This window comes from Sorangium aterium, from assembly GCF_028368935.1.
GTDB lineage: Bacteria > Myxococcota_A > Polyangia > Polyangiales > Polyangiaceae > Sorangium > Sorangium atrum.
This window is the reverse complement of the sequence record NZ_JAQNDK010000006.1, coordinates 787593-803448: the sequence shown is the minus strand read 5'-3', so window position 1 is coordinate 803448 and position 15856 is coordinate 787593. Positions and strand designations below refer to the sequence as shown.

The 15856-nt window shown below is 70.1% G+C and carries 11 protein-coding genes; 9 read left to right on the top strand and 2 right to left on the bottom strand.

All coding sequences use genetic code 11. From position 1 onward, the window contains the following. Nucleotides 1-171: 171 nt before the first annotated feature. The 5 genes from POL72_RS47080 (at nt 172) to POL72_RS47060 (ending at nt 7283) form a co-directional block, all read left to right on the top strand. Nucleotides 172-1239 carry a peptidase associated/transthyretin-like domain-containing protein gene (locus POL72_RS47080; RefSeq protein WP_272103597.1) on the top strand — a complete coding sequence of 356 codons (1068 nt, stop codon included), beginning with the start codon at nt 172-174 and terminating at the stop codon, nt 1237-1239. Further along, nucleotides 1239-2693 carry an SBBP repeat-containing protein gene (locus POL72_RS47075; RefSeq protein WP_272103595.1) on the top strand — a complete coding sequence of 485 codons (1455 nt, stop codon included), beginning with the start codon at nt 1239-1241 and terminating at the stop codon, nt 2691-2693. Before POL72_RS47080 ends, POL72_RS47075 begins: the two co-directional genes overlap by 1 nt. Nucleotides 2694-2716: 23 nt before the next feature. Continuing rightward, complete coding sequence (locus POL72_RS47070) at nt 2717-4315, top strand: thrombospondin type 3 repeat-containing protein (protein WP_272103593.1); 1599 nt, start codon at nt 2717-2719, stop codon at nt 4313-4315. Between the two features lie 290 nt (nt 4316-4605). Continuing rightward, nucleotides 4606-5694 carry a hypothetical protein gene (locus tag POL72_RS47065; RefSeq protein ID WP_272103592.1) on the top strand — a complete coding sequence of 363 codons (1089 nt, stop codon included), beginning with the start codon at nt 4606-4608 and terminating at the stop codon, nt 5692-5694. Nucleotides 5695-5921: 227 nt separating this feature from the next. Further along, nucleotides 5922-7283: a peptidase associated/transthyretin-like domain-containing protein gene (locus tag POL72_RS47060; RefSeq protein WP_272103590.1), complete on the top strand. Its 1362-nt coding sequence runs from the start codon at nt 5922-5924 to the stop codon at nt 7281-7283. 24 nt (nt 7284-7307) lie between these two features. Here POL72_RS47060 and POL72_RS47055 read toward each other — a convergent pair whose 3' ends face one another. After that, entirely contained in the window at nt 7308-11462 is a 4155-nt protein-coding gene (locus tag POL72_RS47055; protein WP_272103588.1) for a hypothetical protein, read from the bottom strand. A gap of 286 nt (nt 11463-11748) precedes the next feature. After that, on the bottom strand, nt 11749-12534 hold the full coding sequence (locus POL72_RS47050; RefSeq protein WP_272103586.1) for a TetR/AcrR family transcriptional regulator: 786 nt from the start codon (nt 12532-12534) through the stop codon (nt 11749-11751). Between the two features lie 68 nt (nt 12535-12602). On the opposite strand from POL72_RS47050, the gene POL72_RS47045 reads away from it, so the two are divergent. The 4 genes from POL72_RS47045 (at nt 12603) to POL72_RS47030 (ending at nt 15711) form a co-directional block, all read left to right on the top strand. Further along, nucleotides 12603-13076 (top strand): NHL repeat-containing protein, encoded by a 474-nt coding sequence (locus POL72_RS47045; RefSeq protein WP_272103584.1) that lies wholly within the window; start codon nt 12603-12605, stop codon nt 13074-13076. Next, nucleotides 13073-13672, top strand: coding sequence for an NHL repeat-containing protein (locus POL72_RS47040; protein WP_272103583.1), 600 nt, complete (start codon nt 13073-13075; stop codon nt 13670-13672). Before POL72_RS47045 ends, POL72_RS47040 begins: the two co-directional genes overlap by 4 nt. After that, a complete protein-coding gene (locus POL72_RS47035) occupies nt 13669-14541 on the top strand; it encodes a hypothetical protein (protein WP_272103581.1) in 873 nt (290 codons plus the stop codon). Before POL72_RS47040 ends, POL72_RS47035 begins: the two co-directional genes overlap by 4 nt. A gap of 246 nt (nt 14542-14787) precedes the next feature. Next, complete coding sequence (locus POL72_RS47030; RefSeq protein ID WP_272103878.1) at nt 14788-15711, top strand: transposase; 924 nt, start codon at nt 14788-14790, stop codon at nt 15709-15711. Nucleotides 15712-15856 lie beyond the last annotated feature (145 nt).

Here is a 15856-nt window from a genome sequence, read left to right as displayed (position 1 = left end):
GAGCGCAATGGATGTGGATGGACGTGATCGACGTGATCGACGCCATACGCGATGCGCGCGCCATGGGCCCATGAGCACGATGCGCGCGCGCTGGCGTAGTTGACCCCCGCGCGAGCGGCGTGCGATCATGATCGAGTAGTCCGGGACAGTCCCGGGCGGCTTGGTGATGAGATGAAATTGTTGCGCCCCCGTGCCTCCCGCGCCGCAGGCATAGCCCTGGCTGTCCTCTCGGTCGCCGGGGCGCTTCCGGCGCGGGCCGAGCCCTCGGCGGCGGATCGTCAGACCGCGCGGACGCTCCTCATCGAGGGGCGCAAGAAGCGCGACGCGGGGGACGTCGCCGGCGCCCGCGAGGATTTCCAGGCGGCCCATGCGCTCGTGCGTGCCCCCACGACGGGGCTCGATCTCGCGCGCGCCGACGAGGCGCTCGGTCGCCTGATCGAGGCCCGGGAGACGGCGTACGAGGTCGTCCACCTGCCCCTCGGGAGCGACGAGCCTCCGGTGTTCACGCAGGCGCGGGCGGCCGCCGCGACGATGGTCGAGCAGCTCGAGGCGCGCATCCCGTCGCTCCAGCTGCGGGTCGAGGGCGCGGCGCTGGACCAGATCGAGGCGCGCGTGGACGGCCAGCCGATCCCCCGCGCGGCGCTCCCCTACCCGCGCAAGCTCAACCCCGGTCGCCACGAGGTGGTGGTGACGGCGCCGGGCTTCCAGACGGGGCGGCGCGAGGTCACGCTGAAGCAGGCGGAGCGCGCGCCGGTGGAGGTCCGCATCCGCCTCGTGCCAGGGCCTTCGACCGAGCCGAAGGCAGGCGCGGCCGCAGGTGGGAGCATGGGCGCAAACGTGGGCGGAGGGCAGCCGCCGCCCGCGGATGCGCCGGCGGAGCCCCGCGCGCCGGTACCGCTGTGGGCATGGACGGCGGGCGGCGTGGGGCTCGCGGCGCTCGCGGGGAGCGCGGTGTTTGCTGTCGACCACATGGCCGCGCGGGCTCGGGTCGAGGAGGAGTGCCCCGGAGCCGTATGCGACCGGACCGTCCACGACTTCGAGAGCATGGAGGCGCTCCGAGCGCGGTGGAACCGCAGCCTGGGGCTTTCGGTGACCCTTGGCGCGGTCGGCATCGCCGGCGTGGGCGCGGCGCTGGGCGGCATCCTCCTGCGGCCCAGGGTGGGCGGCGAGCGGGCGTCGTCGCTCGTGCCGATCGCGACGCCCACGGCGCAAGGCGTGGTGTGGCAGGGGGTGTTCTGATGAGGGTGCGGTGGTTCTACCCGGCAACGACAGCCGGCGCGGCGCTCGGCGTCGTGATGGTCGGCGCTGCGGCGCTCGGCGCTGCGGCGCTCGGCTGCGCTCCCGAGCTCAGCCTGTCGACCCCCGCGGGGGCCGGCGGCGAGGGCGGCGGCGCGCCGCAGTCGGGCGGCGAGGTGCAGTGGGCGCGCGCGCTCGGGGGCGACGGAGAGCGTGCAGGGGCGAACGTGGCCGTCGCCGACGACCGCACCGCGGCGCTCCTCGGCAGGCTCACGAAGGCGGAGGACGTGGCCCTCGACGACGAGAGCGTGACCCCGATCGGCGAGGAGAACGTCTTCTGGGCGCGGCTCTCGGCGAGCGACGGGTCGGGGCTCGGGCTGAAGCGCTTCGGTGCGTTCGATCCGCAGACGGTGAACTCGCTCGTGCCGGACGGGAACGAGGGCCTCCTGGTCGCGGGGGAGTTCTCCGGCACGCTGGAGTTCGGCGGCGAGCCGCGGACGAGCGCCGGCGGGCGAGACGGCTACGTCGCGAGGCTCGACGCGGAGGGGCAGGAGCTGTGGCTGCAGCCGCTCGGGGGCATCGGCTTCCAGGCGGCGACGAGCGTGGCGACGACGGCGACGGGGCGCCTCGTCGTGGCCGGGCGCTTCTCGGGCGCGCTGCACGTCGGCGAGGACCGGCTCGAGAGCGCCGGGGGCAGCGACGTGTTCCTGGCCAGCTTCGACGCCGACGGCGCGCCGCTCTGGAGCGAGCGGTTCGGCGACGGCTTCGATCAGCAGGCCCGCGCAGTGGCGATGGACGAGCGCGGCAACGCGATCGTGGTCGGAGATTTCGCCGGCACGCTCGATCTCGGCGGCGATCCCCTGGAGAGCGCCGGGGATTTCGATGTGTTCGTGGCGAGCTTCGACGCGCTCGGCAAGCACCGCTGGAGCAAGCGCTTCGGCGACGCGGGGCCGCAGCGGGCCAAGGCGGTCGCGGTGGACGGGGCGGGCAACGTGATCGTGGGCGGGGAGTTCGGCGCGACGATCGATCTCGGCGGGGGCCCTCGGACGGCCGGAGAGCACCCGGCGGTGTTCGTGGCCAAGCTCGATTCGAAGGGCGAGCACATCTATAGCCGGGTGATCGGCGAGGACGGCGCGTCGCTGGGTCAGCTCCTCGTCGACGGCGCGGGGTACGTGGTCGTGGCGGGGGGGTTCCGCGGAGACACGACGCTGGCGGACGGCTCGGTGACGAGCGCGGGAGACGACGACGTGTTCGTGGCCAAGCTCGATCCGGACGGCGGCTACCAGTGGAGCCACCGCTTCGGCGGCGCTGGCGCGGACCGGGCGACGAGCGTGGCCATCGACAGCGACAGGCAGGTCTACGTGACCGGCGCGTTCACCGGGAAGGTGACGTTCGGGGAGAAGCGGATCGAGGGAGGCGAGGGCACGGACGTGTTCGTGACCAAGCTGTCGCCATGAAGGCCATGAAGGATGGAGGCGCGATGAAACGTGCGGGGACGAGGGGCGTGCGGTCGCGCGGGCGACGGTTGTCGGTGGGGCTCTTGGCGGGCCTGTTCGGGCTGATCCCGCCGGCCACCGGGTGGGCGGAGGACCCCGATACCGATCTGGATGGGGTGGTGGATTCCCAGGACAACTGCGTGCAGACCCAGAATCCGGATCAAGCGGATGCCGACGGCGATGCGGTCGGCGATGCGTGCGACGACTGCTCGTCCGTCGCCAATCAGGATCAGCGGGATTCGGACGCCGACGGCGTCGGCGACGCTTGCGACAACTGCCCTGTCGCGATGAACCCGGACCAGTCGGATGCGGAGGAGGACGGCACCGGCGACGCCTGCGACGACGATGACGACAACGACGGTGTCCTGGATGCCGACGACAACTGTCCTTTCACGGCGAACGCCAGTCAGATGGACTCCGATGGAGACGGCACCGGCGACGTCTGTGAGGCCGGTGACGACGACGGCGACGGCATCGACAACGACGTCGACAACTGCCGCGACGTCCCGAACTCGCTCCAGCAGGACAGAGACGACGACAAGATCGGCGATCTCTGCGACAACTGCCCTGCCACGCGCAATCCGAACCAGGAGGACAGCGACGGCAACGGCATCGGCGACTTCTGCGAGCCCGACATCGACGCCGACGGCGACGGGCTGCGCAACGCAGAGGACAACTGCCCTGCGGATCAGAACCCTGGCCAGGAGAACGCGGACGGGGACAGCCTCGGCGACGCCTGCGATCCCGACAGCGACGACGATGGCGTGGTCGACGTGGAGGACAACTGCGCTGTCGTGTCCAACCTGTTCCAGGAAGATACGGACGGCGACGGCACCGGCGATGCCTGCGAGGACGACGACGACAACGACGGCGTCGTGGACACGGAGGACAACTGCCCGCACGTGCCCAACCAGGATCAGACCGACGGCGACGGCGACCGCCGCGGCGACGCCTGCGACCTCGGGGCCGACGTCGACGGCGACCGCGACGGCATACCGGACGAGACGGACAACTGCCCGCACGTGCCGAACCCCGATCAGACGGACGCCGACGACAACGGCGTGGGCAACGCTTGCGAGGACGTGGACGGAGACGGCCTGAGCGACGCGGCGGACAACTGCGACGAGGAGTACAACCCCGATCAGGCCGACAGCGACGGCGACGGTCAGGGCGACGCCTGCGAGGAAGACGACGACAACGACGGCGTCCCGGACGAGCAGGACAACTGCACCTCCGTGCCCAACGCGGATCAGGCCGACAGCGACGAGGACTATCAAGGCGACGCCTGCGACGTCGATGACGCGGACGACGACAACGACGGCGTCCCGGACGGCGACGACAACTGCCCGCTCACGGCCAACGCGGATCAGGGGGATGGCGACGCCGACGGGGTCGGCGACGCCTGCGACGACAGCGGTGGTGCGGGTAGCAGCGGCGGCGGGTCCACGGAGCCGGAGGTCTCATCCGGGCTGGTCTGCGCGATGCAGCGAGGCGAGCGCGGCGGTACGCTCGTCGGCCTCGTGGCGCTCCTCGCCGGCGCGCTGGGCCTGGGCGCCCGCCGGCGGCGCGATCACGCAGCGTGACCGCCGCTGCGCGCGGTCCCGGCGCGCAGCGGCCACGCGGCCCCATGTGAACGCCGAGCGTGCCCGCTCGGTGGCTACCTGAAAGAGAAGAGGAAACTGCGAGCACAACGTGGGTTGTCACCCCACGACCGCACGCCGGCTTCACGATGGCTCCGCGTTTTTTTCGCGATCGGTCATTTTTCTGAGCCGTGACCTGACCGCGGCGGAACTACTCCGGATGAACGCGCCGGTAGTCCCGCTCCGCAACTCGCGCTGCGGGCGGGAGCGCCTGAGCCACCTCTGGAGACACCATGCGCCTAGCTCTCTCTCTCCCTCTCTCGTTGGTGACCGCCCTGTTTGGACTCACCCTCAGCGCCGGCTGTAGCGACAGCACCGTTGACGGCGCCGCCCCGTCCGGCGGCGCGGGAGGAGGCGACACCGCGAGCGGCGGCGGCAGCGCGAGCGGCGGCGGCAGCGCGAGCGGCGGCGGAAGCGCGAGCGGCGGCGGAAGCGCGAGCGGCGGCGGGGCCGGTACCGGCGCTGCGGGCGGAGGCATTGCGGCACCGACGAGCATCGTCGAGTGTCAGGGCAAGACGTACGCGTGCGGGGATCTCGTCGACAACGATGGCGACGGGCTCGTCGACGCGCAGGACCCGGACTGCCTCGGCCCGTGCGACAACACCGAGGGCAGCTACTACGGCGGGATCCCCGGCCAGGCGGGGCCGGCGTGCACCGTCGACTGTTATTTCGACCAGGACTCCGGCTCCGGCAACGACGATTGCCACTGGAACCACAAGTGCGATGAGCACGAGGTCGCACCCGGGTTTCACCCCGAGTCGATCAACGGGACGATGTGCGCCTATGACAGCCGGGCCTCGACGCCGGGCGCAGCGGGCAAGAGCTGCAGCGATCTCAACGGCGAGCAGTCCGATACCTGCCATACGATCTGCGGTCCTCTCACGCCGAACGGCTGCGACTGCTTCGGCTGCTGCGAGCTGCCGGCGGGCGGCGGCAAGTACGTCTGGCTCGGCTCCGACGCCGATGGCACCGGCGAAGGCTCCTGCTCGCGCGGCCACGAGTCCGACCCGACCCGCTGCGAGCCCTGCACGCCCGTGGATGCTTGCCTGAACGAGTGCGGCCACTGCGAGCTGTGCCTTGGCAAGGACACGCTGCCAGACGACTGCTTCGAGAGCGGCACCAGCGGAGCGGGCGTCGGCGGTGGAGGCGGCGGAGCCGCGACAGGCGGCGGCGGAGACGCGACAGGCAGCGGTGGCGGGCCCACCGGCGAGCCCCAAGGCCAGTGCGTAACCGGGGTCCAGCCGTGCGGGCTCGCCGGCCAGGCGCCATGTGCCGCAGGCTACTACTGTATCACCGGCTGCTGCCAGGTCATCCTGAACTAGCCCAGCGCCGGCCCGGGTTCTCCCTGGATTGGAGGACAGGGATAGAACCACGAAAGACATAGAAGAACCGGGGGGTTGGTATTCGCCCTGCTCGGCGCCCGCTGCGCCTGCGTGATTCACTGCCCCTGCTTGAAGCGGCGACGAGATCGCAGGCCGCGGCGCTGGCCGCTCACGGGCCGAGGAGCTCTGCCTGCGGCGACAAGACAGATTTGAAAGGAGACGAGTCGATGGTGATGCGCTCGATATCTGTTGGATTGCTGTGCGCCTTGATGGGGATGGGGTGCGGCGGCGACGACGAGGGTCAGCCGCAGAGCTGCTCGGTGGCCGAACAGACAGGGTGCGCCGCGCCGCAGGTGTGCGAGGAGGTGGAGGGCGCCCAGCCCGCTTGCTTCGAGCCGGTGACCCTGAGGGGGCGCGTCTACGACTCGCTCGACGACAAGGCCGTCGCGGGCGCGCGCGTGCTCGCCCGGGACCCGAGCGACGCGGTGATCTCCCGGGTGGCGGTCACCGGAGCCGACGGGACCTATGAGCTCGTCGTGCCCGCGCGGCGCGATCTGAGCGGCGCTCCGGTCGAGGCCAACATCACGCTGCGCGCCGACGCGCAGGCTTACGAGACGTTCCCGAAGGCACCGCGGGTCGCGCTGCCCATCGACCTCTCCACCGCAGCGGGCAAACCGCTCGCGATCGAGTCGGCGGCGACGGAGATCTCGCTGTTGCCGCTCTCGGACAGCGAGGGGCTCGGTTCCATCTCCGGGGTCGTCCACGCCGACCAGCCCGGCGGGACGCTGCTCGTCGCGGGCGGCGCCACCGGCGCGGCCGATCTCGACGGCAGCTACACCATCTACAACGTGGCTGCGGGCGACGTGACGGTGAACGGTTATGCCGCTGGCCTCGCGCTCGACACGGCGAGCGCGACCGTCAGCGCCGGCAAGGAGACGACGGGCGTGGATCTTCACGCGACCGGAGACGCCACGGCGGTGGTGAGCGGCAAGGTCGAGATCGTGAATGCTCCAGGCGGGAGCGCGACCTCGGTCATCCTCGTCGTGGCCGATACCTTTGACGAGGCGACCGCGCGCGGCGAGACCCCGCGAGGGCTACGGCAAGGCGACGTCACCGGCGAGTTCTCTATCGCCGGGGTCCCCGACGGCGATTACGTGGTCCTCGCCGCGTTCGAGGACGATGCGCTCGTGCGAGATCCTGACACGTCGATCGGCGGGACCGAGATCGTGCGCATCACGGTCTCTGGCCAGGACCTGATGGTCCAGGAGTCGTTCAAGGTGACGGGCGCGATCGGCGTGGTCTCGCCCGGCGCGAGCGCGCTGGAGGAGGTCAGCGGGACACCCACGTTCGTCTTCGAGGACGACTCCAGCGAAGATCTCTACGAGGTGCGGTTGTTCGACGCGCTCGGCGCGAAGATCTGGGAGAACCTGGAGGTGCCCAGGGTGACGGGGAGCGAGAGCGTCTCTGTCGAGTACGACGGTCCCGGGCTGATCCCCGGGATGATCTACCAGTTCAGGACCACCTCGAAGAAGGACGGCACGCCCATCTCGCAGACCGAGGACCTGAAGGGGGTCTTCGTCTACAGGTGATCGCGGGGCGCGCGGGCGCCGCCGTCAGCAGCGACGGCGGCGAGCGCGGCGCGCGCTGCCGAGCGCCACGAGGACGCCGCACAGCGCGAGCGCACGGGCCGCTCCTGGCGCGTGCCCGGTCTCACCGCCCATGGCGGTATACGCGCAGCTGATGCTCAAACAGCAGCATGGGCCCGGGGGCGCTCCTCCGTCGGATTGGCCTCCTCCCCCTTCCCCACCCCCACCCGCCGCATCTCGACCACCACCGACCCCAGCGCCGCCCGCCCCGCCGGCATCGGTGGAGCAATCGCCGCCGGCGCCGTCGCTCCTGCCTCCAGCGCCCTCGGCCGGTCCTCCGGCGTCGCCGCCGCCGCCCGCACCGCTGCCGCCTGCGCCGTTACCGCCCGCGACGCCGCCGCCTGCGCCGCTGCCGCCTGCGCCGCTGCCGCCTGCTCCGCTGCCGCCCGCTCCGCTGCCGCCCGCTCCGCTGCCGCCCGCGTCGCCGCCGCCTGCGCCGACTGCAGTTCCTCCGTCGTCTCCGCCTCCGACCCCTCCCACCGTGGCGCCGCTCGGCGTGTTCCGGCAGCCGAAGAAGGGATGGCACTCGTCGGTGGTCGTCGGATCCCCGTCATCGCAGTCGAGCGGGAGGTCGCTCAGACAAAGTCCCTGGAAGCAGACATCGCTGCCATTACAAACATCGAAATCATCGCAGCTGGCGCCGTCCGGCAGGCTCACGTCCGCGGGGCAGCTCCCTGCGCCGTCGCAATACTCCCCTGGATCGCACAGCGAGGTCGCGATGCGGCAGATCGTGGTCGGCGGCTCGGCGGTGCACAGATCCGAGCAGCAATCCCCGTTGCGCAGGTTGCCGTCGTCGCACTCCTCGCCTAGCCCGAGCTCGCCATCGCCGCAGATGGCGGGCCTCACCATGAGCACCGTCGGATCGGCCGCGCCGGCGAACAGGGGCTCGTCGGTCATCGCGCTCGACTCGTTGACGCCGTCCGAGTCCGCGTCGAAGAACAGCGTGCCCTGGTTCGTGACGACGAGTCCATCGGTCAGGGGAAGGAGGATCGCTTCGATCGTGAGCACCACCCACTCCCCCGGCTCGACCTCGCCGTCCCAGCCCACCGTGTTGGTGGTGGGATCGGCCGAGACCGCGCCGCTGTCCGCGAACGCGCCTTCCAGCAGGAGCTCGGGCGGGAGCACGTCAACGAACTCGAACCCTGCGTTGTCGTGCTGCACGCGCCCCCCCGTGTTGCTGATGAGCGCCGTATAGGCGAGATCCTCGCGGGGGATGCGCTCGCCGAGGACCGTGAGATAGCAGATCAGGCGCGCCGGCACGGAGACGTCGACGCGCACGCCGCTCTCGTTGTTCTCCGGCGCCGGATCGTAGTCGCTGGAGCTCACCTTCGCCGTGCCCTCGATCTCCTCGTTGACCGTGCGCGGCGCGAGCGTGGGCGCGACCAGGGTGACCGCGATCGACGAGCTCTCCCGTGCGGCGAGCGAGGCGCGCCGGCACACGAGCTCTTCGCCGGCCGGATCGCACGTCCAGCCGGTCCCCGCGGCGCTGACGAGGCTCGCCCCGGCGGGCAGCGCGGACGACACCACGACGTCGCTCGCGTCGCCCGGCCCTTCGTTGGCGACGTCGATCGTCACCGTGAACTGCGCGCCCGGCGACACAGGATCAGGCGCGGCCGCCTGGGTGATGGCCAGGTCCGCCCCGCAGGCGCCGGACACGACCGGCACCGCCGCGAGCGCGATGTTATCGACCGCGACGCCGCACGGCCCAGGGCGCCCGATATCCGTGCAGACCCGGCTGTCGTCCTGCGTGTAGTCGAATCGGAGCCTCACGGTCCGCCCCCGTAACCCAGCGCCAGGGAAGCGGATCGATACGTGCTTGCTCCCGCTGGAGCTGCCGGACCATACCGCGTTGTCCTCGAGGTAGTCCGGGTCGTCGCGGGCTGGAAGGTGCTTGGGGAAGTGGTGGCTCCCTCCGGTGATGATCCGCTCGGCGAACGCCTCCGCGAGGACCGCCCGGGGCGCGGCGCCAGCCGTGAGATCCTCCACGTGCAGCGTCAGGCCGTCGAACGCCTGGATGAGCTTTTGCGGATCGTCCTCCAGCTCGTAGGTGAGATCGAAGTCGAGCGTGACGTAGGAGTTCCCGGAGCTCTCCGGGATGGTCACGGCGGGCGACACCAGCGCGACGAGCGACGTCGCCGCCTCCTCGTCGTGAAATGCCGCGTTGTTTCCGGGCGTCAGCGTCTGCGCGACCGTCCACGGCGAGGCGGAGGCCGACCCGCCGGCGCGCACCGACTGCCACCCGGAGGGCAGCGCGGGCGCGCTCCCGGCGTTGAAATCCTCGCGGAGGAGTACCTCCGCGGCGCCCGGCGAGCCCGTCTCGAGCTGGATCGGCAGCTCGACCGTACCCTGAGCCGAGCTCACCGTGAGCGTCAGGTCGATCGGCGTTCCCGGAACGAAGTCCCGGGCCGTTTTGAGGACGAACGGCGCGTCGCCCGCGACGGTGCGGAGGGGCTCGATATCGGGGTAGAGCGCGCTCGCCCTCACGATGGTCACGGAGGGCGTCTCCGTCGACAGCGTGGCGGTGATCCGCGAGACGGTCGTCCTGCCGGAGATCGGGTTGGCGAGGTAGTTCTCCAGGTAGACGCCGACGTCGACGAGCTCCCCGGGATCGATGCGCTCGTTCGCGAGAGCGCCGCACGCGGTGTCCGCGATCCGGGTGCCGGCCGCGCGCAGCGGCGGGACGCGCGCGAGCTCGTCGAGGACGTCCAGGTGGACGTTGGGCGCGATCAGGGATGTCGACGACGGCTGCCCCTCGTCGAACCGCGGCGGGGTGGCCGTCATGCTGAAGACGCTGTAGAGCTCGCCGGCGAGCGCCACGCCGCCGATGCGGTCGCCGAGGTTCTGCCGGGAGGCGTCGTTGCCGTGGCCCGCGTGAAAGGGGTGGTCCGAGATCGCCGCAGGGGGGCTGAAGGAGGCGCCTTGATCGCTCGACGCGGTGTGGACGATCTCGGTCATGTCGCCCGAGCTCTCGACGTCCTGGTCGTAGTAGACGACGTGCGCTGTGCCGGTCGTTCGGTCGACGGCCACGAAGGGGAAGAACTGGGCCCGATCGCGCCCTGGATTGCTGTTGAGGAGGACGGCGGGGCCCGCGGTGCACTGCTCGGTGAAGGAGCGCAGCGCGATGTCCCCTGTCCCGCGGGCGCCGCTCCGCTGATAGACGACGTAGACCTGCCGCGTGGCCTGGTCGACGTCGATCGACGGGGCGCTCCTTCCTTGGTCGACGCCGAGGATCTGGTCTTCCGCGGGGTAGCTGGCCTCGTCGAGGAGGGTGAGCGGCTCCCAGGTGACGCCTCCGTCGATGGACCGGCGGCAACCGATGTTGCGCAGCGAGGTCCCCGGCTCGATGGCGCGAAAGACGGCGTAGACGACCGAGTCCCGGTCGGTCGCCCCGGGGAGGATGCGCGCGCTCGGCCCGTCCAGATCGCCGCCTGCAGGCGCCTGGGCGATCGTGGCCGCGGGCGACCAGGTGTGGCCGAGATCGTCGGAGTGGCTGTAGAGGATCCTCGGAGACGCTCCGCCGCGCTGAACCCAGGTGACGGAGAGGCGCCCGGTCGCCGCGTTGACGTCGATGGAGGCCTGCTCGGCGCTCTCCCCCGCGACGAACGCGGGAGCCACCTCGACCGGTGCGGACCACGAGGAGCCGGCCGTGCTGCCGGGGGTCGAGCCATGGATGCAGAGGCCCTGGAGGCCGTCGGTGGGCCGGACGTAGGTGGAGGAGCTGACGAACACGTCGCGGGTCGGATCGTGGACGACGCGGGGGGCGCCGAGCACCCGCCCGCCGGCGGCCGAGGGCAGCGCGCCCACGCCGTTCGGGCCGAGGACCTCGGCGAACGATCTGCCGCCGTCGGCGGAGCGCGCGACGCCGGACAGGCTGATCGGATCTGCGAGGGCGCCGCGCGGATCGGTGTAGGTCGCGACGAGGATGCTCGCGTCCGCGTTGGCGGCGATCGCGGCCTGGTGCTGGGCGCCGAGCGCATCGGGCGCGTGCACGGTGCGGTCGGCGCTCGCGACGGCCGCGAGCCGCGCCGAGCCGAGCGCCTCCGGTTCGTCGCTGCCACAACCGGCGCCGGCAGTGAGGAGCCCCCCGCTGAGCAACCAAGCGACCGTGCGTCGCGCGCGCATAACACCTCCGAACCCAGATAGATGCCGCGAGCTCGCAGGACGTGCCGATTTCCCCGACATTGCGCGGCCTGGCCGGCGAACGGGCGCGATGTGCTGGGGTCGGTCTCGGTCTCGCACAATTCCAGCGCAAGCCCCGCGCCACGCGAGGTATGCGCCCGGCGCGAAGGCGCGCGCCGACGCGCTTTCCCTTTCTTCCTCGCCGGCGAGCCGTGCGCCAGGAGCCGGTGCGTCGCGCGCGGAGCGTCCTGCGAGCGCTCTGGCGCCTGAACGCGCCTGGGCGGACGGCTCAGGCGCGGCGCCCTGGGCCGCCGCGGTCGTGGCCCGCCTGGGAGGCGGTCGGCTCGGGTGGACGGACGGGGAGGACGAGGTCCGCGAGACGGCGTGCCGCGGCGAAGGCCACCTCCGAATCTGCGGCGAGGCCCTCACCCGGGTTGGCGGTGGACCCCTCACCCAAGTTCGGTTCCTCACCCGTGGCGGTCCCCTCACCCAGGTTCGGTTCCTCACCCGGGTTGAATGGGGTCCCACCCGGGCCTCCAGGGGGGGCCCTACCCGGGCTGGAAGGAATCTTGGAAGAAACCTCACCCAGGTTGGAGCGCCCGCTCAGTGCGAGCATCGCGATGCCATGGAGGCCCGCGAAGAGCACGTGGGTATCCTCCTCCGGCCGCCTGCTGCCATGATGGCGCAAGAGCTCGACGAATGAGCTCCAAAGAGGGCGCGCGAGCCGCAGGCGCCCCTGCTCGCGCAGGCGGGCGCGGTCGAAGCGGCGCTCGGCCATCAGCCAGTACAGGTCCGGATGGCACAGCGCGAACTCGACGTAACCGACGGCGAGCGACCGCGCGTCGGCGCCGCCGCGCGCCCGCGCGTCGAGGCGCTCGGCGAGCCGCCGCCACCCGAGGCCATCGACGCGGATGAGGAATCCGTCGAGCGAGCCGAAGTGGTGATACAGCACCATCGTCGTCTGGCCCAGGAACGCGGCGATCTTGCGGGCCGTCAGATCGTCGCGCGTCAACCGTCCCTCACAGAGCGCCGTGAACACGCGCTCCACCGGTTCATCGGCATTCATCACACCCATGCCCACCATCTTGCCACGTCCGCGCCTCGCCCGTTGACGCCATCAGGATAACATTGTTATACTTGGTCATGGGATGGCTGCTTCGCAACGCAACGTCGGTCTCCTGTGCGCAGCGCGGGGGCCGCCGCTGGCTGGTAGGGTTGACGCTCGCGGGGGCGTGCACATCGCGACCGCCGGCGGCGGACGACGCGCCTGTAGCGCCGCCGTACGCGGTGGCGGACGGGTGGCCGCGTGTCCCTGACGGGATGGTGTTCGGCCCGGCGCTTGACGTGGCGGTCGACGCGCGGGGGCGCGTGCTGGTGAGCCATGCGGCCGGGCGCACGTCAGGGAACGACGCGCCGATCAGCGAACCCACGATCTTGGTCTTCGATCCAGAGACGGGCGAGCTGCTCGACGCGTGGGGAGAGGGGCTGTTCTTCTATCCGCACGGGATCGAGGTGGATCGCAACGACTTCGTCTGGGTGACGGACTCCGAGCAGAACCGGGTGTTCAAGCTGACGGCGGAGGGGGATGTGGTCATGACCCTCGGCGAGGCGCCATGAAGGGCATCGGTGTGTGGATCCTCGTATTGCTCGCAGGCATCGGGTGCGCGGCGAGCCCGGAGCAGTTCGACCGGCCCACCAACGTGGCCTTCGGCCTGGACGGCGACGTCTATGTGGCGGACGGCTACAACCATGCGCGGATCGCGCGCTTCTCCAAGGACGGCGAGTTCGTCATGGAGTGGGGCGAGAAGGGCTTCGGGCGGGGACAACTCGACACGCCTCACGGCATCGTCACCGACGACGAGGGGCGCGTCTACGTGGCAGACCGGGAGAACGCGCGTGTTCAGGTCTTCAGCGCGAACGGCGACTATCTGGCGCAGTGGAAGAGCGCCGCGCTGGGGCGACCGTGGGCGATCGCCTTCGGACCCGATCGGCACGTCTACGTCGTAGACGGAGGCGATCAGGATCCAGAGCGGCCCCGAGGGCATGTGCTGCGGATGAGCCTCGACGGGAAGATTGTGGACCGGTGGAGCACATCGGGGGACGGTCCCGGGGAGATCGATTGGGGGCACGGGATCGCCGTGGGGCACGACGGCAGCGTCTACGTCACCAGCCTGAGGGGTCGCGGCGTGCAGAAATTCCGGAGGACGAAGTGAGGAGGCGGGCGTTCGGGCTCGGGCTCACGGTCACCGTGGTTGCGTTGGCGGGGGCGGCGCCGAGCTGGGCACAGACGACGGGGGACATTCCGGTGCGATCTGGCGGCCGCGGCCATATTGCGCTGTACGGTATCTTCACGGCCTCGCCGCAGGACCGGGCGCTGAATACGATTCATGTCGCGGCGCAGGTGGCGGCGGGCGTTCGCCTGAACAGCTGGCTGCTCGCAACCACGGACGTCACCTCGGCCTGGACTACGTTTCGGATCGAGAGCGAGGCGCGGCGCTCGGCGTTCCGGTTCGGGAATCCGTTCGTGACCGTGCAGGCGGCGCTGCTCGAGGAGCGAAACCGCTCGATCTATGCCGGGGTCGGGGTTGCACCGCCGGTGACGACGTTCCCTGGCACCATCCCGGAAAATACGGAGGTCGAATACAATTACGCCGTAGCTACGGCCGCGCGCGGGTTCGCGGATTACTGGATGTGGGCACCGAACGCGATCCCGATCGCGCTGTTGCTCCGCAGCCGGGCGGAGCTGTCCATGCCGGTGATCGTTGGCGCTGAGCTGGATCCAGCCGTGCTCGTTTCCGTAAACGCCAATCCGTCTCGGCTGGCGGTCGTGGCCGCCGCTCACGCCGGCTTGCGGATGGGCCCGCTGACACCCGGAGTGCGGGTGCAGATGCTCGCACAGTCGGCGCCGCTCGCAGGGCGAGATTTCTCACAGTGGGCAGCAACCTTATATGCGAATGTGGAATTAGAGCCGGTGTTCGTACGCTCCCAGGTTGCCGTCAACCTGGATGCGCCGTCCGGGGTGACCGGGCAGCGAGGGGCAACAACGTGGGGGGTGTCGCTAGGAGGCGGGGTCCACCTGTAGAGCTGTTGAGCTCTTGTTTGGTTTTGTTGCCCGCCCACGATGCATCGCCTCCATGGCCTTCGAGCAATCGACGTCTACCGAGCTACGTTGCGCTCTGCCCTTTGCACTCTGCCCTGCCCCCCCGACCTGACCACTGGGTGGCGGAAGGTGGCGGAGTGGATGGCGGCCGCCACCGCTTCAATCACCAAAATCTTCAAAAATCGGCGGACTTCGAGTCCGGCACGGCGCTTGACATACCCGTCGGACATGAGCCAGCCTCGTGCGATCGTCCCCGGCGCTACGTATCTACTCACCCGCCGTGTACTGCGAAGGCACTTTCTCTTCCGCCCCGACTCCGCGATCACACGGCTCGTGATCTATACCCTGGCTGTCTCGGCCCACCGCTATGGTATCCTCATACACGCCCTCTGCGTAATGTCCACGCACATTCATATCGTTGTCACAGACACGCACGGCGAGCTCCCACGATTTCTACAGAGATTCCATCGGCTTGTCGCTCTCGGGACCAAGATCTTGCGCGCGTGGGAAGGGCCGGTGTGGGACCATCGAGCAACCAGCGTGGTACGGCTAGCAACACGGGACGCTCTGGTGGAGAAGATCGCTTACACACTCGCAAATCCGGTCGCTGCTGGTCTCGTACGGCATGCGCATGAGTGGCCAGGAGCCAAGGTGCTCGTCGGCGACATCGGCCGCGGCGTGCTGCGGGCCCAAAGACCTGAAATATACTTCAATCCACGGAACCACGAATGGCCAACCGACGCAGCTCTTGCGATCACACTTCCGCCGTCAATCAACGACTGCGACGCTGACAAATTTCGCCACGAGATCACCGAAAGGATCGATCTGCACGAGAGACAGGCTCGCACTACCCTGCAACGACAAAGGCTTGGCTTCCTGGGGGCTGCGCGCGCGAGGAACATTTCTCCTTACAAGCGAGCAACGAGCATCGAGCCACTTCGAGATCTCAATCCAACATTCGCAGTCGGCCGCAGACAGGCAGACGCACAGAACGCCGCCATCGCTGCCGTTCACGCCTTTCGCATCGCATACCGACACTCGATCAATCAATGGCGCGCAGGTGTTCGCAGCGTAACTTTCCCTGCGGGAACGTGGTGGATGCGCGTGTTCCACGGTGTCACCGTTAACGCGGGCGAGCCAGCGGCCGCATAGATGCAGGACCAGCTCACATTGACCCCAGAGCATTTCAAAAGCCGAAACCTGGGATATCAGCTCGCCCGCCGCACAACATTACCCACACCTGAATACGACACGGCGTTATTGCAGGCAACGGCAGGACCACACATTCGTTCTCCTC

What these genes read in the sequence shown, in the direction of transcription:
- POL72_RS47070 (WP_272103593.1), top strand. Translation starts at nt 2,717, where the DNA reads ATGAAACGTGCGGGGACGAGGGGCGTGCGGTCGCGCGGGCGACGGTTG.
- POL72_RS47055 (WP_272103588.1), bottom strand. Translation starts at nt 11,462, where the DNA reads ATGCGCGCGCGACGCACGGTCGCTTGGTTGCTCAGCGGGGGGCTCCTC.
- POL72_RS47065 (WP_272103592.1), top strand. Translation starts at nt 4,606, where the DNA reads ATGCGCCTAGCTCTCTCTCTCCCTCTCTCGTTGGTGACCGCCCTGTTT.
- POL72_RS47080 (WP_272103597.1), top strand. Translation starts at nt 172, where the DNA reads ATGAAATTGTTGCGCCCCCGTGCCTCCCGCGCCGCAGGCATAGCCCTG.
- POL72_RS47060 (WP_272103590.1), top strand. Translation starts at nt 5,922, where the DNA reads ATGGTGATGCGCTCGATATCTGTTGGATTGCTGTGCGCCTTGATGGGG.
- POL72_RS47050 (WP_272103586.1), bottom strand. Translation starts at nt 12,534, where the DNA reads ATGGGTGTGATGAATGCCGATGAACCGGTGGAGCGCGTGTTCACGGCG.
- POL72_RS47040 (WP_272103583.1), top strand. Translation starts at nt 13,073, where the DNA reads ATGAAGGGCATCGGTGTGTGGATCCTCGTATTGCTCGCAGGCATCGGG.
- POL72_RS47045 (WP_272103584.1), top strand. Translation starts at nt 12,603, where the DNA reads ATGGGATGGCTGCTTCGCAACGCAACGTCGGTCTCCTGTGCGCAGCGC.
- POL72_RS47030 (WP_272103878.1), top strand. Translation starts at nt 14,788, where the DNA reads ATGAGCCAGCCTCGTGCGATCGTCCCCGGCGCTACGTATCTACTCACC.
- POL72_RS47075 (WP_272103595.1), top strand. Translation starts at nt 1,239, where the DNA reads ATGAGGGTGCGGTGGTTCTACCCGGCAACGACAGCCGGCGCGGCGCTC.